The 22,095-nt window shown below is 59.4% G+C and carries 35 protein-coding genes; 3 read left to right on the top strand and 32 right to left on the bottom strand.

Features of this window, described 5'->3' with window-relative positions:
- Nucleotides 1–128: 128 nt before the first annotated feature.
- The 28 genes from rplQ to rplC all read right to left on the bottom strand — a co-directional run bounded on the left by rplQ (nt 129) and on the right by rplC (nt 14,192).
- Nucleotides 129–524: a 50S ribosomal protein L17 gene (gene rplQ / locus ACN9MY_RS04290; RefSeq protein WP_130315940.1), complete on the bottom strand. Its 396-nt coding sequence runs from the start codon at nt 522–524 to the stop codon at nt 129–131.
- A 152-nt stretch (nt 525–676) separates the two neighbouring features.
- Nucleotides 677–1,654 carry a DNA-directed RNA polymerase subunit alpha gene (locus ACN9MY_RS04285; RefSeq protein WP_130315941.1) on the bottom strand — a complete coding sequence of 326 codons (978 nt, stop codon included), beginning with the start codon at nt 1,652–1,654 and terminating at the stop codon, nt 677–679.
- Between the two features lie 102 nt (nt 1,655–1,756).
- On the bottom strand, nt 1,757–2,380 hold the full coding sequence (gene rpsD / locus ACN9MY_RS04280) for a 30S ribosomal protein S4 (protein WP_342118631.1): 624 nt from the start codon (nt 2,378–2,380) through the stop codon (nt 1,757–1,759).
- Between the two features lie 238 nt (nt 2,381–2,618).
- Nucleotides 2,619–3,023 (bottom strand): 30S ribosomal protein S11, encoded by a 405-nt coding sequence (gene rpsK / locus ACN9MY_RS04275; RefSeq protein WP_028101645.1) that lies wholly within the window; start codon nt 3,021–3,023, stop codon nt 2,619–2,621.
- Between the two features lie 14 nt (nt 3,024–3,037).
- Nucleotides 3,038–3,403, bottom strand: a complete 366-nt coding sequence (gene rpsM, locus ACN9MY_RS04270) for a 30S ribosomal protein S13 (protein ID WP_028101646.1) — start codon at nt 3,401–3,403, stop codon at nt 3,038–3,040.
- 16 nt (nt 3,404–3,419) lie between these two features.
- Nucleotides 3,420–3,533, bottom strand: coding sequence for a 50S ribosomal protein L36 (gene rpmJ / locus ACN9MY_RS04265; RefSeq protein WP_082507582.1), 114 nt, complete (start codon nt 3,531–3,533; stop codon nt 3,420–3,422).
- 36 nt (nt 3,534–3,569) lie between these two features.
- Nucleotides 3,570–3,788: a translation initiation factor IF-1 gene (infA, locus tag ACN9MY_RS04260; protein WP_005663428.1), complete on the bottom strand. Its 219-nt coding sequence runs from the start codon at nt 3,786–3,788 to the stop codon at nt 3,570–3,572.
- Nucleotides 3,789–5,123: a preprotein translocase subunit SecY gene (gene secY, locus ACN9MY_RS04255; protein WP_130315943.1), complete on the bottom strand. Its 1,335-nt coding sequence runs from the start codon at nt 5,121–5,123 to the stop codon at nt 3,789–3,791.
- 26 nt (nt 5,124–5,149) lie between these two features.
- Complete coding sequence (gene rplO, locus ACN9MY_RS04250) at nt 5,150–5,581, bottom strand: 50S ribosomal protein L15 (protein ID WP_028101648.1); 432 nt, start codon at nt 5,579–5,581, stop codon at nt 5,150–5,152.
- 26 nt (nt 5,582–5,607) lie between these two features.
- A complete protein-coding gene (gene rpmD / locus ACN9MY_RS04245) occupies nt 5,608–5,784 on the bottom strand; it encodes a 50S ribosomal protein L30 (protein WP_035373423.1) in 177 nt (58 codons plus the stop codon).
- Nucleotides 5,785–5,798: 14 nt separating this feature from the next.
- Nucleotides 5,799–6,317 carry a 30S ribosomal protein S5 gene (rpsE, locus tag ACN9MY_RS04240; protein ID WP_057264732.1) on the bottom strand — a complete coding sequence of 173 codons (519 nt, stop codon included), beginning with the start codon at nt 6,315–6,317 and terminating at the stop codon, nt 5,799–5,801.
- 10 nt (nt 6,318–6,327) lie between these two features.
- Complete coding sequence (gene rplR / locus ACN9MY_RS04235; protein ID WP_028101651.1) at nt 6,328–6,690, bottom strand: 50S ribosomal protein L18; 363 nt, start codon at nt 6,688–6,690, stop codon at nt 6,328–6,330.
- Nucleotides 6,691–6,703: 13 nt separating this feature from the next.
- Nucleotides 6,704–7,237, bottom strand: a complete 534-nt coding sequence (rplF, locus tag ACN9MY_RS04230; RefSeq protein ID WP_130315944.1) for a 50S ribosomal protein L6 — start codon at nt 7,235–7,237, stop codon at nt 6,704–6,706.
- 11 nt (nt 7,238–7,248) lie between these two features.
- Complete coding sequence (gene rpsH / locus ACN9MY_RS04225) at nt 7,249–7,644, bottom strand: 30S ribosomal protein S8 (RefSeq protein WP_130315945.1); 396 nt, start codon at nt 7,642–7,644, stop codon at nt 7,249–7,251.
- Nucleotides 7,645–7,658: 14 nt separating this feature from the next.
- Nucleotides 7,659–7,964 (bottom strand): 30S ribosomal protein S14, encoded by a 306-nt coding sequence (gene rpsN, locus ACN9MY_RS04220; protein ID WP_055937643.1) that lies wholly within the window; start codon nt 7,962–7,964, stop codon nt 7,659–7,661.
- A gap of 6 nt (nt 7,965–7,970) precedes the next feature.
- Nucleotides 7,971–8,510, bottom strand: coding sequence for a 50S ribosomal protein L5 (rplE, locus tag ACN9MY_RS04215; RefSeq protein ID WP_155452625.1), 540 nt, complete (start codon nt 8,508–8,510; stop codon nt 7,971–7,973).
- Nucleotides 8,511–8,516: 6 nt separating this feature from the next.
- Nucleotides 8,517–8,831 (bottom strand): 50S ribosomal protein L24, encoded by a 315-nt coding sequence (gene rplX, locus ACN9MY_RS04210; protein ID WP_055937637.1) that lies wholly within the window; start codon nt 8,829–8,831, stop codon nt 8,517–8,519.
- 11 nt (nt 8,832–8,842) lie between these two features.
- Nucleotides 8,843–9,211, bottom strand: coding sequence for a 50S ribosomal protein L14 (gene rplN / locus ACN9MY_RS04205; protein WP_028101657.1), 369 nt, complete (start codon nt 9,209–9,211; stop codon nt 8,843–8,845).
- Between the two features lie 255 nt (nt 9,212–9,466).
- Entirely contained in the window at nt 9,467–9,733 is a 267-nt protein-coding gene (rpsQ, locus tag ACN9MY_RS04200) for a 30S ribosomal protein S17 (RefSeq protein WP_055937633.1), read from the bottom strand.
- A complete protein-coding gene (rpmC, locus tag ACN9MY_RS04195; RefSeq protein WP_028101659.1) occupies nt 9,730–9,921 on the bottom strand; it encodes a 50S ribosomal protein L29 in 192 nt (63 codons plus the stop codon). Before rpmC ends, rpsQ begins: the two co-directional genes overlap by 4 nt.
- Before the next feature lie 12 nt (nt 9,922–9,933).
- Nucleotides 9,934–10,353 (bottom strand): 50S ribosomal protein L16, encoded by a 420-nt coding sequence (gene rplP, locus ACN9MY_RS04190; RefSeq protein ID WP_028101660.1) that lies wholly within the window; start codon nt 10,351–10,353, stop codon nt 9,934–9,936.
- A gap of 2 nt (nt 10,354–10,355) precedes the next feature.
- Nucleotides 10,356–11,147 (bottom strand): 30S ribosomal protein S3, encoded by a 792-nt coding sequence (gene rpsC, locus ACN9MY_RS04185; protein WP_057264738.1) that lies wholly within the window; start codon nt 11,145–11,147, stop codon nt 10,356–10,358.
- Nucleotides 11,148–11,156: 9 nt separating this feature from the next.
- Complete coding sequence (gene rplV, locus ACN9MY_RS04180) at nt 11,157–11,489, bottom strand: 50S ribosomal protein L22 (protein ID WP_207232949.1); 333 nt, start codon at nt 11,487–11,489, stop codon at nt 11,157–11,159.
- The gene (gene rpsS, locus ACN9MY_RS04175; protein ID WP_093556914.1) at nt 11,486–11,761 is read right to left on the bottom strand and encodes a 30S ribosomal protein S19; all 276 of its coding nucleotides are present in this window, start codon (nt 11,759–11,761) and stop codon (nt 11,486–11,488) included. The genes rplV and rpsS overlap by 4 nt, the downstream gene beginning before the upstream one ends.
- Nucleotides 11,762–11,770: 9 nt before the next feature.
- Nucleotides 11,771–12,598, bottom strand: a complete 828-nt coding sequence (rplB, locus tag ACN9MY_RS04170; RefSeq protein ID WP_130315951.1) for a 50S ribosomal protein L2 — start codon at nt 12,596–12,598, stop codon at nt 11,771–11,773.
- Nucleotides 12,598–12,915 (bottom strand): 50S ribosomal protein L23, encoded by a 318-nt coding sequence (gene rplW / locus ACN9MY_RS04165; protein WP_130315952.1) that lies wholly within the window; start codon nt 12,913–12,915, stop codon nt 12,598–12,600. The genes rplB and rplW overlap by 1 nt, the downstream gene beginning before the upstream one ends.
- On the bottom strand, nt 12,912–13,532 hold the full coding sequence (gene rplD / locus ACN9MY_RS04160) for a 50S ribosomal protein L4 (RefSeq protein ID WP_130315953.1): 621 nt from the start codon (nt 13,530–13,532) through the stop codon (nt 12,912–12,914). Before rplD ends, rplW begins: the two co-directional genes overlap by 4 nt.
- A 3-nt stretch (nt 13,533–13,535) precedes the next feature.
- Nucleotides 13,536–14,192: a 50S ribosomal protein L3 gene (gene rplC, locus ACN9MY_RS04155; protein WP_426167767.1), complete on the bottom strand. Its 657-nt coding sequence runs from the start codon at nt 14,190–14,192 to the stop codon at nt 13,536–13,538.
- Nucleotides 14,193–14,418: 226 nt separating this feature from the next.
- Between rplC and ACN9MY_RS04150 the strand changes: the two genes are divergently transcribed.
- From ACN9MY_RS04150 to ACN9MY_RS04140, 3 genes are all read left to right on the top strand, one after another.
- A complete protein-coding gene (locus tag ACN9MY_RS04150) occupies nt 14,419–15,147 on the top strand; it encodes a PEP-CTERM sorting domain-containing protein (RefSeq protein WP_426320693.1) in 729 nt (242 codons plus the stop codon).
- 80 nt (nt 15,148–15,227) lie between these two features.
- Nucleotides 15,228–16,592 (top strand): family 43 glycosylhydrolase, encoded by a 1,365-nt coding sequence (locus ACN9MY_RS04145; RefSeq protein WP_426336858.1) that lies wholly within the window; start codon nt 15,228–15,230, stop codon nt 16,590–16,592.
- 85 nt (nt 16,593–16,677) lie between these two features.
- The gene (locus ACN9MY_RS04140; protein WP_426336857.1) at nt 16,678–17,046 is read left to right on the top strand and encodes a DUF2784 domain-containing protein; all 369 of its coding nucleotides are present in this window, start codon (nt 16,678–16,680) and stop codon (nt 17,044–17,046) included.
- A gap of 410 nt (nt 17,047–17,456) precedes the next feature.
- Here the strand turns inward: ACN9MY_RS04140 and creD are convergent, their stop codons facing one another.
- The 4 genes from creD to creB all read right to left on the bottom strand — a co-directional run bounded on the left by creD (nt 17,457) and on the right by creB (nt 22,087).
- Nucleotides 17,457–18,821 (bottom strand): cell envelope integrity protein CreD, encoded by a 1,365-nt coding sequence (gene creD, locus ACN9MY_RS04135; RefSeq protein WP_426320687.1) that lies wholly within the window; start codon nt 18,819–18,821, stop codon nt 17,457–17,459.
- Nucleotides 18,822–18,921: 100 nt separating this feature from the next.
- A complete protein-coding gene (locus ACN9MY_RS04130) occupies nt 18,922–19,914 on the bottom strand; it encodes a phosphodiester glycosidase family protein (RefSeq protein ID WP_426320684.1) in 993 nt (330 codons plus the stop codon).
- Between the two features lie 44 nt (nt 19,915–19,958).
- Nucleotides 19,959–21,362 carry a two-component system sensor histidine kinase CreC gene (gene creC / locus ACN9MY_RS04125; protein ID WP_426320682.1) on the bottom strand — a complete coding sequence of 468 codons (1,404 nt, stop codon included), beginning with the start codon at nt 21,360–21,362 and terminating at the stop codon, nt 19,959–19,961.
- A complete protein-coding gene (gene creB / locus ACN9MY_RS04120; RefSeq protein ID WP_426320680.1) occupies nt 21,359–22,087 on the bottom strand; it encodes a two-component system response regulator CreB in 729 nt (242 codons plus the stop codon). The genes creC and creB overlap by 4 nt, the downstream gene beginning before the upstream one ends.
- Nucleotides 22,088–22,095 lie beyond the last annotated feature (8 nt).

The raw sequence follows: 22,095 nt of genomic DNA, 5'->3' as shown, positions 1-22,095 counted from the left end.
GGTCTTGAGCGGTGAATCGATCGGGCACGCCAATGGTACACCGGGCGGCTTAACGCTGCTTTAAGCTGTTACCAGCAGAAATAAAAAAAGCCGGGCAGTGCCCGGCTTTTCAATAAACCTGTCTGAGATTACTCAGCGGTTGGTGCCTCGTCAGCGGAGCTGACTTCTGGACGGTCCACCAGCTCAACGAAAGCCATTGGAGCGTTGTCGCCATGACGGAAACCCATTTTCAGGATGCGCAGGTAGCCGCCGTTGCGGTTTGCGTAGCGTGGGCCCAGTTCAGCGAACAGCTTCAGAACCATCTCGCGGTCGCGCAGACGGGAGAAAGCCAGGCGCTTGTTGGCCAGGGTGTCGGTCTTGCCCAGGGTCAGGATTGGTTCCACAACGCGACGCAGTTCCTTTGCCTTTGGCAGGGTGGTCTTGATCGCTTCGTGACGCAGCAGCGAAACAGTCATATTGCGCAGCATTGCCAGACGGTGGGACGAGGTACGGTTCAGTTTACGGAGGCCGTGACGGTGACGCATGGTACTTCCTTTCGATAATGTTTAAATCCGAGATCTTCGATCGCCTTGGCAAGCCTCGGCGCGGTCCGGTTATGGTTAAAGTTACTGCTAATCAGTTGGTAACAGGGCAGAACATCGCTGCGCGATGTCCAGCACTGTCACCAATTTGTTACTTATTTCTCCAGACCAGCCGGCGGCCAGTTCTCGAGTTTCATGCCCAAGGTCAGGCCGCGCGATGCCAGCACTTCCTTGATTTCGTTCAGCGACTTGCGGCCCAGGTTCGGGGTCTTCAGCAGCTCGTTTTCGGTACGCTGGATCAGGTCGCCGATGTAGTAGATGTTTTCTGCTTTCAGGCAGTTGGCCGAGCGCACGGTCAGTTCCAGGTCGTCCACTGGACGCAGCAGGATCGGATCGACCATTGGAGCGCGCGATGGCGCTTCAGCGGTGGTTTCGGTGCCTTCCAGGGCAGCAAACACGTTCAGCTGGTCGACCAGCACGCGGGCCGATTGACGGATCGCTTCTTCCGGGGTGATCACGCCATTGGTTTCAATGTTGATGATCAGCTTGTCCAGGTCGGTACGCTGTTCCACACGTGCCGATTCGACAGCGTAGGAAACACGGCGCACTGGCGAGAACGAAGCGTCCAGGATGATGCGGCCGATGGTCTTGTTGGCGTCTTCCGACAGGCGACGCACGTTGCCAGGAACGTAGCCGCGGCCTTTTTCGACTTTGATCTGCATGTCCAGCTTGCCGCCAGCGGTCAGGTTGGCGATCACGTGGTCCGGGTTGATCAGTTCCACGTCGTGTGGCAGGTCGATGTCCGACGCCATCACTGGGCCTTCGCCTTCCTTCTTCAGGGTCAGGGTCACGGAGTCACGGTTGTGCACCTTGAACACGACGCCCTTCAGGTTCAGCAGCAGGTCCACCACGTCTTCCTGCACGCCGTCCAGCGAGGAGTACTCGTGAACGACACCGGCGATGGTGACTTCGGTCGGCGCAAAGCCGGTCATCGAAGACAGCAGCACGCGGCGCAGCGCGTTGCCCAGAGTGTGGCCGTAGCCGCGCTCGAACGGCTCCATCACGACTTTGGCGTGACCGTGGCCCAGGGCTTCAACATCGATAATACGTGGTTTCAACAAGCTATTTTGCATGTAAATGTCCTTTTCATTACCCTCGGCTCGTTACACCGATAAGGCTGATGGCATTAAATGGAAAAGGCGGGACCGCGTCCCGCCTTGGTACAGCACCCGAGATTAACGGGAATACAGTTCGACGATCAGCGATTCGTTGACGTCAGCAGCGATTTCGTTGCGCTCTGGCAGGGACTTGAAGGTACCTTCCATTTTCTTGGAGTCAACCGACACCCAAGCTGGCATGCCAACTTGTTCAGCCAGCGACAGGGCTTCAACGATACGGGTCTGCTTCTTCGACTTTTCGCGCACGGCGATCACGTCGCCGGTCTTCACGTTGTACGAAGGGATGTTCACCACGTTGCCGTTCACGGTGAAGGCTTTGTGGGACACCAGCTGACGCGCTTCAGCGCGGGTCGAGCCGAAGCCCATGCGGTAGGCAACGTTGTCCAGGCGGGATTCCAGCAGGGACAGCAGGGTTTCGCCGGTTGGGCCCTTGCGGCGCTCAGCTTCAGCGAAGTAGCGACGGAACTGGCGTTCCAGCACGCCGTACATACGCTTGACCTTCTGCTTTTCGCGCAGCTGGTTGCCGTAGTCGGAGGTGCGGGCGCCGGATTTCACGCCGTGCTGGCCTGGCTTGACGTCCAGTTTGCACTTGGAATCCAGGGAGCGGCGTGCGCTCTTCAGGAACAGGTCGGTGCCTTCACGGCGGGACAGTTTTGCTTTTGGTCCGATATAACGTGCCACGGTATTTTCCTTAATGATGTAAATGACGCCCCAGCCGCATCGGGATGCGGTTAGGCGCTAGCCTGGCTCACTTTCAGCGCAGGCGGTGGCTCAACATTGCCAGGCCGGCCACGAAAAGCGGCGCGGAAAGGCAAAAATAGCCGGACAGTATAACCGTTTCCGGTTCACTGTTCCAGCGATTTTGACTTCTGAAAAACGGTGGCCGGTCCACACCAGACCGGCCATTGTCTTGCAGATATTAGATGCGACGACGCTTAGGAGGACGGCAGCCGTTGTGCGGCACTGGGGTCACGTCCTGGATCTCGGTGATCTTGATGCCCAGGTTGTTCAGTGCGCGAACAGCGGATTCGCGGCCAGGACCAGGGCCCTTGATGCGAACTTCCAGGTTCTTCACGCCGCATTCCTGCGCAACTTTACCAGCGGCTTCAGCAGCAACCTGCGCTGCGAACGGGGTCGACTTACGCGAACCCTTGAAGCCAGCACCACCGGAGGTCGCCCACGACAGAGCGTTGCCCTGGCGGTCGGTGATGGTGATGATGGTGTTGTTGAAGGAAGCGTGAACGTGTGCGATACCTTCAGCGACGTTCTTCTTGACTTTCTTGCGTACGCGAGCGGCTGCTGCGGAGCTTTGTTGCTTAGCCATAGTAGTTCCCTAGATTATTTCTTCAGCGATTGAGCGGCTTTGCGCGGGCCCTTGCGGGTACGTGCATTGGTGCGGGTGCGCTGACCGCGGACCGGCAGGCCCTTACGGTGACGCAGACCACGGTAGCAGCCCAGGTCCATCAGACGCTTGATGTTCATCGACAGTTCGCGACGCAGGTCGCCTTCGACGATGAACTTGCCGATTTCTTCACGCAGCTTTTCCAGCTCGCTGTCGTCCAGGTCCTTGACCTTCTTGTTGGTTGCAACGCCGGCTTGTGCGCAGATGAACTGCGAACGAGGACGGCCGATACCGTAGATCTCGGTCAGGCCGATAACGGTGTGCTTATGGTTTGGGATGTTAACCCCTGCAATACGTGCCATTCGTTATTCCCTCGAATTAACCTTGACGCTGCTTGTGACGAGCTTCCACGCAGATTACGCGGACCACGCCCTTGCGCTTGATGATCTTGCAGTTGCGGCAGATGCGCTTAACTGAAGCGTTAACTTTCATGATTGCACTCTCTTATGTTCGAAATTGCTTAATTAATTACTTTGTCCGGAACACAATACGGGCCCGGCTCAGGTCGTACGGCGTCAATTCAACCGTGACCTTGTCGCCAGGGAGAATACGGATATAGTTCATCCGCATTTTACCCGAAATGTGGCCGAGTACCACGTGGCCGTTTTCCAGCTTTACTCGAAAAGTTGCATTGGGCAAGTTCTCCAGGATCTCGCCCTGCATCTGAATTACGTCGTCTTTTGCCATTTATCGTGTCGGAAGTCCGCCCTTGAAGTTAGCTTTGCGCAGCAGCGATTCATATTGCTGCGACATCACATAGTTTTGCACTTGAGCCATGAAGTCCATGGTCACAACTACAATAATCAACAGCGAAGTACCACCAAAATAGAACGACACCTTCCACTGGGCTTGCATGAATTCCGGCAGCAAGCACACGGCGGTGATGTACACGGCGCCCGCCAGGGTCAATCGCATCAGGATCTTGTCGATGTAACGGGCTGTCTGCTCACCGGGACGAATCCCTGGCACAAAGGCCCCGCTCTTCTTCAAGTTGTCCGCAGTTTCCTTGCTGTTGAACACCAGTGCGGTGTAGAAGAAGCAGAAGAAAATGATTGCCACGGCGTACAGCAGTGCATGGATTGGCTCACCAGGAGCCATCGACGCAGCCAGATCTTTCAGGAAGCGGACCACTGGGTTAGAGGTGTCCGCACCTTTCGAAAACCAGTCCACGATGGTAGCCGGGAACAAGATAATCGACGAAGCGAAGATCGGCGGAATCACGCCTGCCATGTTGAGCTTGAGCGGCAGGTGGCTGGTCTGCCCACCGTAGATCTTGTTACCGACCTGACGTTTGGCGTAGTTGACCAGGATCTTGCGCTGACCACGTTCGACGAACACCACCGCGTAGGTAACCGCAGCTACCAGGACCACGATGAGGATCCCCGAGAAAGCGTTGATCTGGTTGTTGCTGACCTGGGTGAACAAGCCACCCAGCGCATTTGGCAGACCAGCCGCGATACCGGCGAAGATGATGATCGAGATGCCGTTACCAAGGCCACGCTCGGTAATCTGCTCGCCCAACCACATCACGAACATGGTGCCGGTCAGCAGCGTCACCACGGTGACGAAGCGGAAGCCCATACCAGGGTCGATCACCAGGCCAGGCTGGGCTTCCAGCGCGACCGCGATGCCGAACGCCTGGAACAAAGCCAGACCGACAGTTGCATAACGGGTGTACTGGGTAATCTTGCGACGGCCCGATTCACCTTCTTTTTTCAGCGCCTCCATGGTCGGCGACACGATCGACACCAGTTGCATGATGATCGAGGCCGAAATGTATGGAGTAATGCCCAGGGCAAAGATCGTGAAACGCGACAGCGCGCCACCGGAGAACATGTTGAACATGCCCAGGATGCCGTTCTGCTGCGATTCAAACAACCGTGCCAGCTCTACCGGGTTGACACCCGGAACAGGGATGTGTGCACCGATACGGTACACCACCAGAGCGCCCAGCAAAAACCACAGCCGGTTCCAAGGGAAGCCGGCGGCGGCGGATTTAGCAAGCTGTTGGTTCGTTGCCAATTTTCGCTCCGATTAAGCTAGCTGACTCAGGCTACCGAGCCGCCAGCTGCTTCGATGGCTGCTTTCGCGCCAGCGGTCACCTTCAGGCCTTTTACGGTCACTGCTTTGGTGATTTCGCCGGAAGCGATCACACGTACGTCGCGTGCCAGAACATTCAGCACACCGGCCTGTTTCAGCACCAGGATGTCGACTTCACCGACAGCCAGGGCGTTCAGGTCGGACAGACGCACTTCAGCCTTGAAAGTGGCATTCAGGGATTTGAAGCCACGCTTAGGCAGACGACGCTGCAGAGGCATTTGACCGCCTTCGAAGCCGACTTTGTGGAAGCCGCCCGAACGCGATTTCTGACCCTTGTGGCCGCGGCCTGCGGTTTTACCCAGGCCGGAGCCGATACCGCGGCCAACGCGGCGCTTAGCGTGCTTCGCGCCTTCTGCTGGTTGAATGGTATTCAGTTGCATTGTTTTCTCCAGTTCCTAAGGGTCGCTTAGGAAACGACTTTAACGAGGTAGGCGACCTTGTTGATCATGCCGCGCACAGCAGGAGTGTCCTGCAGTTCGCTGACAGAGTTCACACGACGCAGGCCCAGGCCACGCACGGTAGCGCGGTGGTCTTGACGGGTGCCGATCAGGCCCTTCACCAGTTTGACTTTGATAGTGCTCATTGAAGTGCTCCCTATTAACCCAGGATCTCTTCAACCGACTTGCCGCGCTTGGCAGCGATGTCAGCTGGAGTGCTCATTTTGGCCAGGCCGTCCAGGGTGGCGCGCACCAGGTTGTATGGGTTGTTCGAACCGGTGGATTTTGCCACCACGTCGGTCACGCCCATCACCTCGAAGATAGCGCGCATGGCGCCACCAGCGATCACGCCGGTACCTGGCTTGGCTGGCGACATCATCACTTTCGACGCGCCGTGGCGGCCGGTGACGGTGTGCTGCAGGGTGCCGTTCTTCAGAGGAACCTTGATCAGGTTGCGGCGGGCTTCTTCCATTGCCTTCTGCACACCGACCGGAACTTCCTTCGACTTGCCCTTGCCCATGCCGATGCGGCCATCGCCGTCACCAACCACGGTCAGCGCTGCGAAGCCCATGATGCGACCACCCTTGACCACTTTGGTCACGCGGTTGATCGCGATCATTTTTTCGCGCATGCCATCATCCGGCTTATCGGATGCCATTTTTGCTTGCATTTTTGCCATGATCGTACCCTTAGAACTTCAGGCCAGCTTCACGCGCGGCTTCAGCCAGCGCCTTGATGCGGCCGTGGTAACGGAAACCGGAGCGGTCGAAGGCGACTTCGGTGATGCCCGCTTTCAGTGCTTTTTCTGCGACACGCTTGCCAACCAGTGCGGCAGCGGCGGCGTTGCCACCCTTGCCAGACTTGCCAGCCAGCTCGGCGCGCACTTCCGCTTCCACGGTCGAGGCCGAAACCAGAACTTTGGCGTCCGGGCTGATCAGGTTCGCGTAAATGTGCAGGTTGGTGCGGTGGACCGACAGGCGGTTCACTTTCAGTTGCGCGATCTTGATGCGAGTTTGACGTCCGCGGCGCAGACGAGATTCTTTTTTGTCCATCGTCAGCCCCTAATTACTTCTTCTTGGTTTCTTTGAGCTTAACCACTTCGTCCACATAGCGGACACCCTTGCCTTTGTATGGCTCAGGGGAGCGGTAAGCACGCACTTCGGCGGCAACCTGGCCAACCTTTTGGCGATCAACGCCAGAGATGATGATCTCGGTTGGGGTCGGGGTTGCGCACTTCACACCGGCAGGCATGTCGTGAACGACCGGGTGCGAGAAGCCCAGGGACAGATTCAGCTTGTCGCCTTGAGCCTGGGCTTTGTAGCCCACGCCGACCAGGGACAGCTTCTTCTCGAAGCCCTTGGTAACGCCCACGACCATGTTGTTGACCAGGGCACGCAGGGTGCCGGACATGGCGTTCGATTCACGGCTGTCGTTCACCACGTCGAAGGACAGGGTGCCAGCGTTGTTTTCAACTTTTACCAGGCCGTTCAGGCTCTGGGTCAGGGTGCCCAGCGGGCCCTTGACGGTGATCGCTTGTGCGGAGATGGCAACTTCGGCGCCAGCAGGCACAACGATCGGCATTTTAGCTACACGAGACATTGTGTTACTCCTTAAGCCACGAAGCAGATGACTTCGCCACCAACACCGGTAGCGCGCGCCTTGCGATCGGTCATGACGCCTTTCGGGGTCGACACGATTGCCACGCCCAGGCCGTTCATCACGGTTGGGATCTCATCTTTGCCTTTGTAGATACGCAGGCCTGGACGCGAAACACGTTCCAGACGCTCGATCACAGGACGGCCTACATAATATTTCAAACCGATTTTCAGTTCCGACTTGCCCTCGTTGGTGGACACGGCGAAATCTTCAATGTAACCCTCGTCTTTCAGGACGTTGGCAATCGCAACTTTCACCTTCGACGATGGCATTGCCACGGAGGTCTTTTGCACGGTCTGTGCGTTGCGAATACGGGTCAGCATATCGGCGATAGGATCGCTCATACTCATTGCTTATTCTCCTATTACCAGCTGGCTTTGGTCATACCCGGGATTTCGCCACGCATGGCGAATTCACGGAGCTTGATACGACCCAGGCCGAATTTACGGAAGGTGCCACGTGGGCGACCGGTGACCTGGCAGCGGTTGCGCTGACGGGTTGGAGCCGAGTTACGCGGCAGGGCCTGCAGTTTCAGGCGCGCTTCGTAACGCTCTTCTTCCGACTTGGTCTGGTCATCAATGATGGCCTTCAGAGCGGCGCGCTTGGCAGCAAACTTGGCTACCAGGTCAGCACGCTTCTGTTCACGGTTAATCAGTGCGAGTTTTGCCATGATCGTTTAGTTCCTGAACGGGAATTTAAAGGCGGCGAGCAGCGCTTTGGCTTCGTCGTCGGTCTTCGCGGTGGTGGTGATCGAAATGTTCATACCACGCAGTGCGTCGATCTTGTCGTACTCGATTTCCGGGAAGATGATCTGTTCTTTCACGCCGATGTTGTAGTTACCACGGCCATCGAAGGATTTGCCAGACACACCACGGAAGTCACGCACGCGCGGCAGGGCCACGGTGATCAGACGGTCCAGGAATTCGTACATGCGGGCGCCGCGCAGGGTCACCATGGTACCGATCGGGTAGCCTTCGCGGATCTTGAAACCTGCGATTGCCTTACGGGCCTTGGTCACGACTGGCTTCTGGCCGGCGATCTTGGTCAGGTCGCCAACAGCGTGCTCGATGATTTTTTTGTCAGCCACGGCTTCCGAGAGACCCATGTTCAGGGTGATCTTGGTCAGGCGCGGCACTTCCATCACGGAGGAATAACCGAACTTGCCGGTCAACTCAGCGACGATCTTGTCTTTGTACAGTTGTTGCAGACGGGCCATTTCTGATTACCCTTTCACTACTTCGCCGGAGGACTTGAAGACGCGGACTTTTTTGCCATCCACTTCCTTGAAGCCTACGCGATCTGCCTTACCGGTCGCAGCGTTGAACAGAGCAACGTTGGACACGTGAATTGGCATGGTCTTGTCAACGATGCCACCTTGAACACCAGTCATCGGGTTTGGCTTAACGGCTTTTTTAGCCACGTTAACGCCGTCCACCACGACGTGCTCAGCGTCTACACGCTGGGTCACTACGCCGCGCTTGCCCTTGTCCTTACCAGTCAGGACGATGACTTCGTCGTTTTTGCGAATCTTATCCATTGTCTGACTCCTTACAGGACTTCCGGTGCCAGGGACACGATCTTCATGAACTTCTCAGTGCGCAGTTCACGCGTCACTGGGCCAAAGATACGGGTACCGATCGGTTCCAGCTTGTTGTTCAGCAGGACAGCAGCATTGCCGTCGAACTTCACCAGCGAACCGTCCTGGCGACGCACACCCTTAGCGGTGCGCACTACCACGGCGTTATAAATTTCACCTTTTTTGACACGGCCGCGAGGCTGAGCCACCTTAACGGTGACCTTGATCACGTCGCCGATGCCAGCGTAACGGCGCTTGGAACCGCCCAACACCTTGATGCACATGACTTCCTTGGCACCGGTGTTGTCGGCCACTTCGAGCCGGCTTTCAGTTTGAATCATAGTTATCTCTTTCCCAACTTAAGCCGAAGAATCCACACAATGCGGACATCGGTCAGTCTTGGTCCCGCCAGCAAACACAACGCCTGCTGATTGGGTGCTTGATCTTCATACAAGTACTGACCGCTATCGCGTCTACGGAGAGAAACTTTGCGGCGGATACATGGACGAAGCCCGCAAGTATCACATAAAACCTGCGGGCCTGCAAGAACTAATTAAATTGTGGCCGGGAACTCACGCTCCCGGCTTGCAACTTACTTAGACGATTTGTGCAGCTTGCACTACACGGGTCACCGTCCACGCCTTCGTTTTGGAGATCGGACGACCTTCCACGATCTCTACCGTATCACCGGCTTTGACCTGGTTGGTCTCGTCGTGCGCGTGGTACTTGGCGCTACGCACGATGATCTTGCCATACAGAGGGTGCTTGACGTGACGTTCGATCAGAACGGTAACGGTCTTGTCCATCTTGTCGGACACGACTTTACCGATCAGAGTACGCTTCAGCTTAACTTGTTCGGTCATTTCGCTTCCTTCGAGTTCATTACCGTTTTCACGCGGGCGATGTCGCGGCGGACCTTCTTCAGCTGCGAACTGTTGCCCAGCTGCTGGGTAGCAGCTTGCATACGCAGACCGAACTGCGCCTTCAGCAGGTCGTTCAGTTCTTTCTGCAGTGCAGCCTGGTCTTTGCCACGGAGTTCAGATGCTTTCATATTTCACTCCAATTATTGGCCAACCTGGCGCACCACGAAGGTGGTAGCCAGAGGCAGTTTAGCAGCAGCCAGACGGAACGCTTCGCGTGCCAGTTCTTCGCCAACGCCATCCATTTCGTACAGGACTTTGCCTGGACGGATTTCGGCAACGTAGTACTCCGGATTACCTTTACCGTTACCCATACGGACTTCGGCAGGCTTGTTGGAGATCGGCTTGTCTGGGAAAACACGGATCCAGATACGGCCACCACGCTTGATGTGACGGGTCATTGCACGACGAGCGGACTCGATCTGGCGTGCAGTGATACGGCCACGAGCCACGGCCTTCAGGCCGAACTCACCGAACGACACGTTAGTGCCGGTGGAGTGCGAAATGCCGGTGTTGCGGCCTTTCTGCTCTTTACGATATTTCCTGCGGCTTGGTTGCAGCATGCTTATTCTCCTGCTTTGTCAGCTGCAGCCGGCTTGGCAGCGCGGCGGGCGGCTGGGGCTTTGGCGCCTGGAGCTGGACGGCGGCCAGCTGGCTTACCGTCGTCGCGGCGCGGGCCACGTGGCTTCTTCTCTTCAGCCGGGGTGTCGATGACTGGTGCTTCGCCGGTGGCGGAGCGGTCACCCTTGTACACCCACACCTTGACACCGATGATGCCGTAGGTGGTGGAAGCTTCGGAGGTACCGTAGTCGATGTCCGCCTTCAGGGTATGCAGAGGCACGCGGCCTTCGCGATACCATTCGGTACGGGCGATCTCGATGCCGTTCAGACGACCCGAGGACATGATCTTGATGCCCTGGGCGCCCAGGCGCATTGCGTTCTGCATGGCGCGCTTCATGGCGCGGCGGAACATAATACGCTTTTCCAGCTGCTGGGAGATCGAGTCAGCGATCAGCTGAGCGTCGATTTCCGGCTTACGGATTTCTTCGATGTTCACGTGCACTGGCACGCCCATGATCTTGGTCAGGGCGGACTTCAGGACTTCGATGTCCTCGCCCTTCTTGCCGATCACGACGCCAGGACGCGAGCTGTACACGGTGAAGCGTGCGTTCTTGGCAGGACGCTCGATCACGATGCGGCCTACGGAAGCGTTTTTCAGCTTCTTCTTCAGGAAAGCACGTGCCTTCAGGTCTTCGTTCAGCATCGAAGCGAAGTTACCGTTGGTTGCGTACCAGCGAGATGCCCAGTTACGGGTGACCGCCAGACGGAAACCGGTTGGATGAATTTTCTGACCCATCGCAGCTCCTTAGTTACCGACAGTCACGTAAATGTGACAGGATTGTTTCGAGATACGGTCGCCACGACCTTTAGCGCGTGCAGTGAAGCGCTTCAGGATTGGACCCTTTTCGACGTAGATCGTTTTCACGAACAGTTCGTCGATGTCGGCACCGTCGTTGTGCTCGGCGTTCGCAATAGCGGACTCCAGCACTTTCTTGACGATGAACGCGCCTTTCTTAGGGCTGAACTGCAGGATGTTCAGCGCAGCGTCAACCTTCTTGCCGCGGATCAGGTCAGCGATCAGGCGACCCTTTTGATCCGACAGGCGCACGCCTTTGAGGATAGCTTTGGTTTCCATTATTTCTTAGCCTTTTTGTCAGCAGCGTGGCCCTTGAAGGTACGGGTCAGCGCGAATTCGCCGAGCTTGTGACCAACCATGTTTTCGGACACGTACACAGGCACGTGGACCTTGCCGTTGTGCACGGCAATGGTCAGACCGATGAAGTCAGGCATGATCGTCGAGCGACGGGACCAGGTTTTGATTGGCTTTTTGTCTTTGGTCGCTTGAGCGGCTTCGACTTTTTTCACCAGGTGGGCGTCGCAGAACGGCCCTTTTTTCAATGAACGAGTCATGGTTTATCCTTATTTCTTGCCGCGGCGAGAGACGATCATCGAAGAAGTACGCTTGTTGGAGCGAGTCTTCTTACCCTTGGTCTGCTGGCCCCATGGGGACACTGGATGACGACCAGCTGCGGTACGGCCTTCACCACCACCGTGCGGGTGGTCGATCGGGTTCATTACCACACCGCGGACGGTTGGGCGAACACCGCGCCAGCGCATGGCACCGGCTTTACCGATCTTGCGCAGGCTGTGCTCAGCATTGCCAACTTCGCCGATGGTGGCGCGGCACTCGATGTGCACGCGGCGCACTTCGCCGGAGCGCAGGCGAACCTGGGCGTAAGTACCTTCGCGGGCCATCAGGACCACAACGGCGCCAGCGGTACGGGCCATCTGGGCACCTTTACCTGGCAGCATTTCCACGCAGTGGATGTTGGTGCCGACTGGGATGTTGCGGATTGGCAGGCAGTTACCGGCCTTGATCGGCGCTTCCGAACCGTTCAGCAGGGTGTCGCCAACAGCAACGCCTTTAGGGGCGATGATGTACTTGCGCTCGCCGTCGGCGTAGCACAGCAGGGCGATGTGTGCGGTACGGTTTGGATCGTATTCGATACGTTCCACTTTCGCAGGGATGCCGTCCTTGGTGCGCTTGAAGTCCACAACACGGTAGTGGTGCTTGTGGCCACCGCCGATGTGGCGGGTGGTGATGTGACCGTTGTTGTTACGGCCAGCAGTCTTGGACTTCTTCTCCAGCAGGGCGGCGAACGGACGGCCTTTGTACAGGTCGGCGTTCACAACCTTCACCATGCCGCGACGGCCTGGGGAGGTTGGCTTCATCTTAACGAGTGCCATTATTTAGCCTCCTCGGTGAAATTGATTTCCTGGCCTGGCTTCAGGCACACGAAAGCACGCTTGGTGTGGTTGCGGCGACCGATGAAACGGCCGGAACGCTTGACCTTACCTTCGCGGTTCACGGTCTGCACCGATTCCACTTCAACCTTGAACAGCAGTTCAACGGCGGCCTTGATTTCTGGCTTGGTCGCGTCCTTGGTAACCAGGAACACGATCTGCTCGTTCTTTTCCGCAACCATGGTGGCTTTTTCGGAAATGACCGGAGCCAGCAGCACCTTCATCAGGCGCTCTTCGCTGTGTTTGATAACTGCGCTCATGCCAGCATCTCCTCAATCTGTGCCAGAGCTGCCTTGGTGACCAGGACCTTCTTGTAGAAGACCAGGGACATTGGGTCAGCGTGACGCGGCTCGACAACCAGCACGTTCGGCAGGTTGCGGGAAGCCAGTTCCAGGTTTTCCTGGATGGTGTCGGTAACGATCAGGACCGAATCCAGACCCATGCCGGTCAGCTTTTGCGACAGCAGCTTGGTCTTAGGAGCTTCGATCGACAGGTCTTCGATCACAACCAGGCGCTCTTCGCGGGCCAGTTGGGACAGGATCGAGCAGATACCTGCGCGATACATCTTCTTGTTGACCTTGTGCGAGAAGTTCTCGTCAGGGGAGTTCGGGAAGATGCGACCACCACCGCGCCACAGCGGGGAGGAGGACATACCAGCACGAGCACGGCCGGTGCCTTTTTGGCGCCATGGCTTCTTGGTCGTGTGGTGGACTTCTTCACGGTCTTTTTGCTTGCGGTTACCGCTACGTGCGTTAGCAGCGTAAGCAACGACGACTTGGTGGATCAGCGCTTCGTTGTAGTCACGGCCGAAGACGGTGTCAGCGGCAGCTACGTTCGACGCAACTTGACCTTGCGCGTTCAAGAGCTTCAGTTCCATCGATTAAGCTCCCTTCTTTGCTTTAACTTTAACAGCTGGCGATACAACAACCTGGCCGTTTTTCGCGCCTGGTACTGCACCCTTCACCAGCAGCAGCTGGCGATCAGCGTCGATACGAGCGATTTCCAGGTTCTGGGTAGTGACGGTAACGTCGCCCATGTGACCGGTCATGCGCTTGCCTGGGAACACACGGCCCGGATCCTGCGCCATACCGATGGAACCTGGTACGTTGTGCGAACGGGAGTTACCGTGGGTTTGACGACCCGATGCGAAGTTGTGACGCTTGATGGTACCGGCATAGCCTTTACCAATCGACACACCTTGCACGTCGATCTTCTGACCGACTTCGAACAGGGAAGCGGCGATAACTTCACCAGCTTTCAGTTCGTTTGCCTTAGCTGCGTCAACGCGGAATTCCTTGATGAAGGAACCAGCTTCAACACCTGCTTTAGCGTAATGACCGGCAGCAGCTTTAGTCACGCGGGATGCGCGACGCTGACCGAAGACAACCTGAACAGCGGAATAACCATCCACTTCAGGAGTTTTGATTTGCGCAACACGGTTGTTCGACACGTCCAACACGGTGACTGGGATCGAATCCCCGTCATCGTTGAAGATGCGCATCATACCAACCTTGCGACCGAGGAGGCCAAGGCTCATTTTTTCTCCATTCCCACCTACGATTGGGCGGGGCTTTGTTTAACTACAAAAAAAGATACGGGCAAAAAAGACGAACCCATACCGAAGCCGGCTAGTGTACCGATATTTCCCCCTTGACGCAACAGCTTTGTACGAGGTATGTCAAATGTTCTGGCCTGGCGGCAAGCGAGCGCCGCCGTCAGTTAACTCGCGGATAAGATTGCCTCCTTTGTGTACGGAGGTTCCCATGGTAAAACTGGCAATTCCCGCACTCCTGGCCGGCTTGCTGGCCGCTCCCCTGACCCACGCCGGCAACGTGGGCGCCACCCTCACGATCGACCAGCTGCAGCTGCAGGGCAGCGGCAACTACACCGTGCAGCCGGACCATCGCAAACTGTATTCGCGCATCGTCAACGTCGACACTTACAAGGACATTGCCGAATGGGCCATCGACAAGGATAGCTGGCAGCCCGTGGCCACCAACGCCCAGCACAACGGCTCGCAGGCACAGGGCGGATGGAACCCGCTGGCCGGCGGCGGCAGCCTGGCGGTCGACATGGCCGAAGGAGACGGCGCCTGGCGCAGCGGCGAAAGCAGCCTGTGGACCGACATTCTTCTCAATCTTGCACCGGGCGCCAGTGTGACCGTCAGCGGCCGCCTGCAACTGGCCTTCCACGACAGCACCGCAGGCGGCGCCAAGAGCAGCGGCTTCGCCGGCATCTGCCTCGACCTGGCTCCAAGCACTTGCGAACCTGACTACAAGCGCGGCAGTACGCTGGGCGCAGAACCGGGTGGATTTACCGACAGCTTCTCGCTGGGTTGGCACAACGACACTGCCTACAACCAGCAACTGCTGTGGCGAACCAACTTGATGGTCGACGCGCTCGCGCCGGTGCCCGAGCCGGCCAACTGGGGCATGCTGGGCGCCGGGCTGGGCCTGCTCGGACTATGCCGGAAACGGTATCGCAGCGGATAAAAAACTCATTGGTGCCTTGGGGCAACGCCTCCTAATCTGGTGATGGGCTAGTGCGCCCTATAAATAGATAAGGAGACCGAATGAAAAAGCTGCTGGCAGTACTCTGCCTGTGCCTGCACGCCCTGGCGGCGCAGGCCATCAACCTCGCCGGGCTGCAGAACGCCCACGACCCGGGCACCATCACCAAGGACGGCGACACCTATTTCAACTTCACCACCGGCACCGGGATCTGGTATTCCACCTCGACCGACTTGACCACCTGGCAGGGCGGCCCGGGGCCGGTATTCAGCACCTATCCAAGCTGGATCGCCAACAAGATTCCCAACTTCAGCGGCTCGTTCTGGGCGCCGGACGTGATCCACATGAATGGGTATTACTATATTTACTACTCGGTCTCGACCTTCGGTACCTCCAGCTCGGCCATCGGCGTCGCCCGCTCGCCTTCGCTGAAAAACCCGGCCTGGACCGACCTCGGCATCGTGGTCGAATCGTTTGGCGGCAGCAGCGAGATCAACGCCATCGACCCGGCCCTGTACCGCGACCATGACGGCAAGGTGTACATGAGCTACGGCTCCTTCTTCGGCGGCATCGGCGTGGCCGAGATCAACCAGTCGACCGGCAAGCTGGCCGGCAACGTCACCAAGATCTGGGGCGGCAACGGCCAGGACATCGAAGCGCCCTACATCACCCGCGACGGCGGCTACTACTACCTGTTCGTCAACCGCGGCGCCTGCTGCAAAGGCAGCAACAGCACCTACTACGTCGAAGTGCAGCGCGCCACCAGCATTACCGGGCCCTACTCCGGCACCCGCACCGTGCTGCCGAATGTCGACGGCAAATACAAAGGCCCCGGCCACATCAGCGTATTGAAGCAGGATGGCTGCAACTTCACTTCGATCCACTACTACGACCTGAACGACGGCGGCAATGCCAAGCTCGACATCCTGCGCATGACGTATAGCGGCGGCTGGCCCAGCCTGACGCGCAACTTTACGAATTTTGCCGGTTGCGGCGGCATGAGCGACGGCCCTTACGTAATCAAGTCACGCCTGAGCGGCAAAGCGCTGGCGGTCGCCAACGCCTCCACCAGCAACGGCGCCATGGTGCAGCAGCAGACGTATAGCGGCGGCAAGCACCAGCAGTGGTATTTGATCGGGCATGGCGACGGCCAATACAGCATCATCAACGCCAGCAGCCTGCTCAGCCTCGACAACTGGGAAAACTCCACCACGGCAGGCACCAATATCGCGCAATGGTCCTACTGGGCCGGCAACGGCCAGCACTGGAGCTTCGCCAGCCCCGCCAGCGGCTGGTACACGGTCAAGAACCTGCTGAGCGGCTACGTGGTCGACGTGCAAAACAAGAGCACCGCCGAAAACGCCCAGATCATCCAATGGTCGCTGAACAACGGCACCAATCAGCAATGGAGCTTCACCCGCCCATAAGCACCGCCGAGCCCGTGTCACACCATGGGGTCACACCCCATGGTGTGACACGGGCTCATCCAGAAAGGCAGCGTAAAATCCAGCGATGCTATTCCGTCTCGCTGCCGATGCAGTCTTGCTGCTGCACCTGGCCTTCATCCTGTTTGCCCTTTGCGGCGCTGCCTTGACGTTGCGCTGGCCGCGCATGTGGCGGATTCACCTGCCGGCTACCCTGTGGGCGGCCGGCATTGAACTGATGGGCGCAATCTGCCCACTCACCTACCTGGAAAACGAGCTACGCGTGCACGCAGGCCAACAGGGCTATGCGGAGGGGTTCATCGAGCATTATCTCCTTCCCTTGATCTACCCTGCCGGGCTGACGCCGCCCATGCAATACATACTGGCGGGCGTCGTGCTGGGCGTGAACCTTGTGTTGTATGCCTGGCTCTGGCTGCGCCGTCACCGGCAGCGCTGAGCCGCAGGAAGCAATTGCCACCTGCTCCGGCAAGCGGATGTAGCCACGGAACGTATCCGGCTGGCCACGCCCCAGCCTCGCCTGGAGGACCTGCATCAGGTCCCGGTAGGCAGCACTGTCCGGCGCCGGTGCGCACGGCAGGGCCAAGCGGTAGGCTGGGGCGCGGCCATGCCCGGCCACCGCAACCTCGCGGTAAGCACTGGCCACCACGGCCACCAGCTCCGTACCGGGGCGGACATCCAGCTGCCACGCCACAGTCTCATAGCTGGCCAGCACCAGCGCCACACGCGCGCCGCGCTGGTCCAGCACTACCCGCACCGGACCGGCGGGCTGGCTGGCCGTGTAGCCGCACAGGACCACCAGTTGCGCGCCCTCGACGAGGGATGGCGTCAGCAGGCCGCCCGGCAGCATCACGCTTGCTCCGCCGGCATTGGCGCCGGGCTGCCCAGGCTGTACCAATCGACCTTGCGTGTGGCGACCATCACAGCGGCCAGCACGGCGAACAGCAGGATCGCGCCCAGCATCAGGGCGTTGTTCTCCGAATTGAGCAGGCCGAACAGGATGCCGTACAAGGCGCACAGCGCGCCGCCAAAGCCGAGGCCACGCCTCCAGTCGTGCAGCACATGCATGAGGTAATAAGCAATCAACACGATGCAGGCGGCGCTGGCGGCGAGGTAGGAAGCAACGAAGTTGTAGTGCTCGGACAGGCTGACCAGCAGCAGGAAGAACAGCGCCAGTGCCAGCCCCACCAACAAGTACTGCACCGGATGGATCGGCAATCGCTTCATCACTTCGAACAGGAAGAAGGCGGCGAAGGTCAGCGCAACAAACAGCAAGCCGTACTTGGTGGCGCGGTCGGCCATCGAGTACACGTTGACCGGCTCGATGAATGCAGCCTGGATCGTATCAAGCGCCGGCAAGGCATTTTCGCCCTGCCCTGCCGACTGTTCGCGCAGGCGCAGCTGTGCCTGCGCCTCGCTGGCCAGCGAGGAAATGCGCCACACGGCCTGAAAGCCCTTGTCGCCGACACTATATTGCTCCGGCAGGAAGCGGCCGCTGAACTGCGGGTGCGGCCATGGCGAAGACATGGCGAAGCGGTTATTGCGCGCCAGCGGAACAAAGGCCTGGCTATCCATGCCCGCCAGGTTCAGGTTGAAGCTGAACTTCACCTGGCCAGCCGCGGCATCTTCCATCGACAGCAAGGCGTGCAAGCCCTGGCGCGAGGAACGCAGCCCGGAGCCCTGTTCGAATTCGAAGCTGCGAGTCCCCCACACAAGGCGCGGGATGTCGCGCACACCGCGCACGTCGGCTACCGCCAGCGCAATATACGGCCGTTCGGGCGTGATCTGCGACCCGGTCTCGGTGTGGGGCAGTTCAGCCACTGCCGGCACGATGAAGTCGCCGTTGATCTTGTGGGCGCCATTGAACATCAGGACCTGGTGGATGCCGCGGTGGCGGCGCTCGGTGCCGAGGTTTGACAGGACTTCGAGCTCGTTGGGAAACACCAGGTGCTGCGATTGCTTGCGGTAGCGCTTCATCTCCGGCTTGCCGTCCTTGTCCTTTTCTTCGACGGCGTACACCTCAGTGTATGGCATGACCAGCACCGGACCGTAGATATGCTGCTCGCCCACCGAATCGGCAGCGATACTGCGCGCCGCTTCGTCGCGGTAGGCGATGCGCTCGCTGATGGTGGACTGGATCATGGCCAGCGGAACGCCGAGCAGCAGCATCAGCATGCCGACGAGCAGGGCTTTGAAAAGGAGTTTCTTTTGCATGGTGGGCACTTCCTGTTGTTATGGTTGCGCCAGTGTAAAAAGCCGGTGTGCAGGGAAGATGCGTTCTGTGTGAAGGCACCTGCTTTCTTGTCACGCCGACTCAACGCGAGCGCTCGACCGTCAACACGACCGGCATGGCCCATGTCGCCTGCGAAACGGGCCAACGCAGCAAGCTCACCTCGGTCCCCTTCGGCGCGCCCTCGCGCACCTGCGCTTCCCATTGCGCGTAGAACCTGCGCTGGAATCCATCCAGGCGCACGCTCTGGCATGCAATCGGGCCGCCGTCCAGGTTGAGCGCCAGCGCGAGGTCCAAGGGCGCATCGCGGAGAAAGCTTGCCAGGCGGTCAAGCGAGAAGAATGCTTCCTTCGTGGTGCCAACCAGGATGCGGCCGGCCCGGTCCTGCGCCACGAAGCTGCGGTTGGCGAGCCAGCGGCTTTTCACGTTCACGTGATTCTGCCCATCTTCGCCCAGCAACAGTGGATACGAGACCATCGCGTTGCGCGCGCCCGTGAAAGCGCCTTGCCAATCGGCCCGCGTCAGGTCGTGCACGCCCGCGCTGCCATCTTCCCGCGCAACAAAAGCGCCGGCGCGAGCCTTGTAGTGGCGCGGGCCAAGCTGCTCGCCTTCGCTGAGAAACGGCGTATCGGGCTGGCCCTTGAGGCCGAAATAGCTGCCGTTCACGATCAGCACTGCGCTCGGCAGGGCGCGTTCCCATTCGTCGAGGCCCTTGTCGCCTTCCGGCGCGCTGCGCACCACGAAGCGAAAACGCTGTGGATCGATCCGGTTGAGCAGGATGCGGTCCACCTCGCCGGTGGCCGACATCACAGGCATTTCGGCGACCTCGTAGCCGGGCTCAAACTCGCGCCAGTAGAACTGGCCCGCTGATACCGCCGGCACGATCTCCTTGAGCGCTTCCCGCATGGGCAACGGCAGCCTGGCGTCGTCGGCGCCCATCTTTATCCAGTAGGTTCCGCCGCGCCGCTTCAGGACATTGAAACCGTAGGCGCCATTGCGCTGCCAGACCCAGATACTGGAAGCCAGAAGCGCCAAGCCAAGCAGCGCCACACCAAAGAAGATCGATTTTCGTTTCAAGAGTGCTCCCTCACTTACGCAAATAGCGCCAGTGTGGGGAGCGTTTATGCGCTGGCGATGCGTTCTGCGTGAAGCGGCAGCAGCAGGGCAGCGCGACAGCCACCGCCCTCCCCGTTCACCACTTGTGCGCTGCCGCCATGCAGGGCGGCGACTTCGCGCACGAAGGGCAAGCCAAGGCCGGTACTCTTGGCGCCATCGGGACGCGGCAGGGAGTAGAAGCGTTCGAACAGTCGCGCTTGGGCGTAGGCGGGAATGCCAGGGCCGGCGTCACGCACGCTGATCTCGACGTGGCCGTCGCTGCGTTGCGCTGCCATCGTCACCATGCTGCCGGCCGGGGAAAAGCCGATGGCGTTGTCGAGCAGGTTGCCCAGCGCCTGGCGCAGCAGCAAGGCATCGCCGCGCAACTGCAGGGTGGGATCTGCTTCGATCGCCAACTGCAGCTTGCGCGCGGCGAGGCGGGCCTGGAAGTCGCCAGCCACGTCCTGCAGCAGGCCGGCGACGTCGAGCGGCGCTGCATCGTCGATGCGCTGCTGCTTTTCGACGCGCACCAATGCGAGCAGCTTGTCGATCAGGTCGCGCTGGCGGGCATTCTGGGCCTGGATGGTGGACAGGAACTGGCGCCGCTGCTCGGGCGGCATCTCCTCTTCCAGCAGTTCGGCTGTAGCCTGGATGGCCGCGATCGGGCTTTTCAACTCGTGCGTGAGCGTATGCATCAGGGTCTCGACGTAGTCCTTGCCTTCCAGCTTGGCGCGCATGGCTTCCAGCGCATGGCCGAGGGTGCTGATCTCGCTGCTGCCCAGCTTGGGCATGACGGCTTTGCGGCCGGCCTGCACGTCTTCCACGAAGACCATCAGCTTGTTGACGGTGCTGGCCATGCGCCAGGTGATGGCAATGCCGATCAGCAGCGACAGGCCAAGCAACACCACGCCCCACTTGAGGATCTTGCGCTGGCTGCGCTCAATGAGACCCTGTACGCTGGAGATGGGCTTGGAGACCGTCAGCACGCCAATCGTGTTCGCGCCGTCGCGCACCGGCGCGGCGACGTACATTGCGACGCCGCCATATTCGCGCGGCGAGTCGCTCGACATGCGGGCGCCGTATTTGCCGCGCAGGGTGAGGTAGACATCGTTCCAGCGAGAGTAGTCTTGGCCGACAGCCTTGCCGGCGGAATCGAAACGCACGATGCCTGCCGCATCGGTGATGGTGATGCGGTAGTCGGTGTTGCGGCTGGCGGCGGCGATTTTTGCCAGCAGGGCCGGATCGGAAGCGCCGTCCCTTACATCGTCGGCTACCACCTGGGCCAACAGCTGCGCAGTGTCGTTCATGGCCGCTTCCAGGGTGGAGCGGGCGCCGGGCTTGACTTCCTGTACGAAGACGTTGAGCAGGAACCAGGCTGCCAGGCCGACGATCAGGAAGTAGCCCAGCAGGATGCGCAGGCCGATTTTCATGCGCCGGCCTGGAGGCTGTAGCCCATGCCGCGATGGGTCTGGATCGGGTCGGCGCTTTCATCGATGGCGCGCAACTTGGCGCGCAGGGATTTGACGTGGGCGTCCACCGTGCGGTCCAGTGTTTCCGGGGCGTCGCACCAGACGCGGTCCATCAACTGGGCGCGCGATAGCACGTGGCCCGGATGTTCGACCAGGGTTTTCAGCAGCAGGTATTCGTAGCGGGTCAGGTCGAGCGGCTGGCCGCGGAACAGGATGCGCGCTTCGGCAGCGCGCAGTTCGAAGCCTGGCGTGCGGGAGGCAGCCGGTGCCGACGGGGGCGAGACCGGCGCGGCGGGCGCGACGCCGTTGCCGTTGCCGTTGCCGGCGCGGCGCAGGATGACGCGCACCCGCGCCACCAGTTCACGCGGAGAGAAAGGCTTGGTGACGTAATCGTCGGCGCCGATCTCGAGGCCGACGATGCGGTCGATTTCATCGCTGCGCGCGGTGAGGAAGATTACCGGCACTTCGGAGAACTGACGCAGGCGGCGGCACACATCGAGGCCGCTGATATCGGGCAGGCCGACATCGAGGATCACCAGCGCCGGCGCCTGCTCGCGCGCGGCTGCCAGCGCCTGCTCGCCCAGCATCACATGGTGCGGAGCAAAGCCCTCCTTGCCGAGGGCGAAGGCAATACTGTCTGCAATGGCTTGTTCGTCTTCGACGATCAGGATGGTCTTGTCACTCATGCGCGGCA

The sequence above is a fragment of the Pseudoduganella sp. R-31 genome (assembly GCF_049913235.1).
Lineage (GTDB): Bacteria > Pseudomonadota > Gammaproteobacteria > Burkholderiales > Burkholderiaceae_D > Rugamonas.
This window is presented reverse-complemented; position numbering and strand designations above follow the sequence as displayed.

Excerpts from the sequence above, each read along its gene's own strand:
- rplQ (WP_130315940.1), bottom strand. The coding sequence starts at position 524 with ATGCGTCACCGTCACGGCCTCCGTAAACTGAACCGTACCTCGTCCCAC.
- ACN9MY_RS04285 (WP_130315941.1), bottom strand. The coding sequence starts at position 1,654 with ATGCAAAATAGCTTGTTGAAACCACGTATTATCGATGTTGAAGCCCTG.
- rpsK (WP_028101645.1), bottom strand. The coding sequence starts at position 3,023 with ATGGCTAAGCAACAAAGCTCCGCAGCAGCCGCTCGCGTACGCAAGAAA.
- rpsM (WP_028101646.1), bottom strand. The coding sequence starts at position 3,403 with ATGGCACGTATTGCAGGGGTTAACATCCCAAACCATAAGCACACCGTT.
- rpmJ (WP_082507582.1), bottom strand. The coding sequence starts at position 3,533 with ATGAAAGTTAACGCTTCAGTTAAGCGCATCTGCCGCAACTGCAAGATC.
- infA (WP_005663428.1), bottom strand. The coding sequence starts at position 3,788 with ATGGCAAAAGACGACGTAATTCAGATGCAGGGCGAGATCCTGGAGAAC.
- rplO (WP_028101648.1), bottom strand. The coding sequence starts at position 5,581 with ATGCAACTGAATACCATTCAACCAGCAGAAGGCGCGAAGCACGCTAAG.
- rpmD (WP_035373423.1), bottom strand. The coding sequence starts at position 5,784 with ATGAGCACTATCAAAGTCAAACTGGTGAAGGGCCTGATCGGCACCCGT.
- rpsE (WP_057264732.1), bottom strand. The coding sequence starts at position 6,317 with ATGGCAAAAATGCAAGCAAAAATGGCATCCGATAAGCCGGATGATGGC.
- rplR (WP_028101651.1), bottom strand. The coding sequence starts at position 6,690 with ATGGACAAAAAAGAATCTCGTCTGCGCCGCGGACGTCAAACTCGCATC.
- rplF (WP_130315944.1), bottom strand. The coding sequence starts at position 7,237 with ATGTCTCGTGTAGCTAAAATGCCGATCGTTGTGCCTGCTGGCGCCGAA.
- rpsH (WP_130315945.1), bottom strand. The coding sequence starts at position 7,644 with ATGAGTATGAGCGATCCTATCGCCGATATGCTGACCCGTATTCGCAAC.
- rpsN (WP_055937643.1), bottom strand. The coding sequence starts at position 7,964 with ATGGCAAAACTCGCACTGATTAACCGTGAACAGAAGCGTGCTGACCTG.
- rplE (WP_155452625.1), bottom strand. The coding sequence starts at position 8,510 with ATGGCCCGTCTGCAACAACTGTACAAAGACAAGATCGTCGCTGAGTTG.
- rplX (WP_055937637.1), bottom strand. The coding sequence starts at position 8,831 with ATGGATAAGATTCGCAAAAACGACGAAGTCATCGTCCTGACTGGTAAG.
- rplN (WP_028101657.1), bottom strand. The coding sequence starts at position 9,211 with ATGATTCAAACTGAAAGCCGGCTCGAAGTGGCCGACAACACCGGTGCC.
- rpsQ (WP_055937633.1), bottom strand. The coding sequence starts at position 9,733 with ATGACCGAACAAGTTAAGCTGAAGCGTACTCTGATCGGTAAAGTCGTG.
- rpmC (WP_028101659.1), bottom strand. The coding sequence starts at position 9,921 with ATGAAAGCATCTGAACTCCGTGGCAAAGACCAGGCTGCACTGCAGAAA.
- rplP (WP_028101660.1), bottom strand. The coding sequence starts at position 10,353 with ATGCTGCAACCAAGCCGCAGGAAATATCGTAAAGAGCAGAAAGGCCGC.
- rpsC (WP_057264738.1), bottom strand. The coding sequence starts at position 11,147 with ATGGGTCAGAAAATTCATCCAACCGGTTTCCGTCTGGCGGTCACCCGT.
- rpsS (WP_093556914.1), bottom strand. The coding sequence starts at position 11,761 with ATGACTCGTTCATTGAAAAAAGGGCCGTTCTGCGACGCCCACCTGGTG.
- rplB (WP_130315951.1), bottom strand. The coding sequence starts at position 12,598 with ATGGCACTCGTTAAGATGAAGCCAACCTCCCCAGGCCGTCGCGGCATG.
- rplW (WP_130315952.1), bottom strand. The coding sequence starts at position 12,915 with ATGAGCGCAGTTATCAAACACAGCGAAGAGCGCCTGATGAAGGTGCTG.
- rplD (WP_130315953.1), bottom strand. The coding sequence starts at position 13,532 with ATGGAACTGAAGCTCTTGAACGCGCAAGGTCAAGTTGCGTCGAACGTA.
- rplC (WP_426167767.1), bottom strand. The coding sequence starts at position 14,192 with ATGAGCCTTGGCCTCCTCGGTCGCAAGGTTGGTATGATGCGCATCTTC.
- ACN9MY_RS04150 (WP_426320693.1), top strand. The coding sequence starts at position 14,419 with ATGGTAAAACTGGCAATTCCCGCACTCCTGGCCGGCTTGCTGGCCGCT.
- ACN9MY_RS04145 (WP_426336858.1), top strand. The coding sequence starts at position 15,228 with ATGAAAAAGCTGCTGGCAGTACTCTGCCTGTGCCTGCACGCCCTGGCG.
- ACN9MY_RS04140 (WP_426336857.1), top strand. The coding sequence starts at position 16,678 with ATGCTATTCCGTCTCGCTGCCGATGCAGTCTTGCTGCTGCACCTGGCC.
- creD (WP_426320687.1), bottom strand. The coding sequence starts at position 18,821 with ATGCAAAAGAAACTCCTTTTCAAAGCCCTGCTCGTCGGCATGCTGATG.
- creC (WP_426320682.1), bottom strand. The coding sequence starts at position 21,362 with ATGAAAATCGGCCTGCGCATCCTGCTGGGCTACTTCCTGATCGTCGGC.
- creB (WP_426320680.1), bottom strand. The coding sequence starts at position 22,087 with ATGAGTGACAAGACCATCCTGATCGTCGAAGACGAACAAGCCATTGCA.